The sequence below is a fragment of the Bartonella taylorii 8TBB genome, assembly GCF_902825155.1.
Classification (GTDB): domain Bacteria; phylum Pseudomonadota; class Alphaproteobacteria; order Rhizobiales; family Rhizobiaceae; genus Bartonella; species Bartonella taylorii_A.
Map to the genome: position 1 here is coordinate 1 of NZ_CADEAG010000220.1, position 386 is coordinate 386.

The 386-nt window shown below is 42.2% G+C and carries 1 protein-coding gene; it reads right to left on the minus strand.

Going from position 1 to position 386, the window contains the following annotated elements; translation table 11 throughout:
- Positions 1-386 (minus strand): ABC transporter substrate-binding protein (locus tag J7R13_RS09375; RefSeq protein ID WP_246786352.1); only part of this gene is annotated, 386 nt, incomplete at both ends.

A 386-nucleotide genomic window follows, 5' to 3' on the forward strand; every position in this document is an offset into this window, starting at 1 on the left:
TTTGTTCTGTAATTCCATATTCATTAAAAATTGCCGCATTACCCATCTTCAATTTGACAACCCGCCTCATACCCCAAACAAGATCATTGGCATTGGCTGGCTTGCCATTATTAAACTTCAAACCATCACGCAAATGAAAGGTAATCACCGTACTGTGATCATCACCTGAAACATCCCAATGAGTTGCTAAAGCGGGAACCATTTTTGCAGGATCATCTGTCGCAGTACTGACTAAGTTATCACAAACATTGCGAACAATTTCACTTCCATAAACATCCGTGAGCTGCGCAGGATCAAATGTACTGATTGCATCAAGATTCCAAGCCATCACAAGGGTATCAGCCGGTGTTTTTGCAGAAACCTGTTGTACAACTACCCCCAGTGCA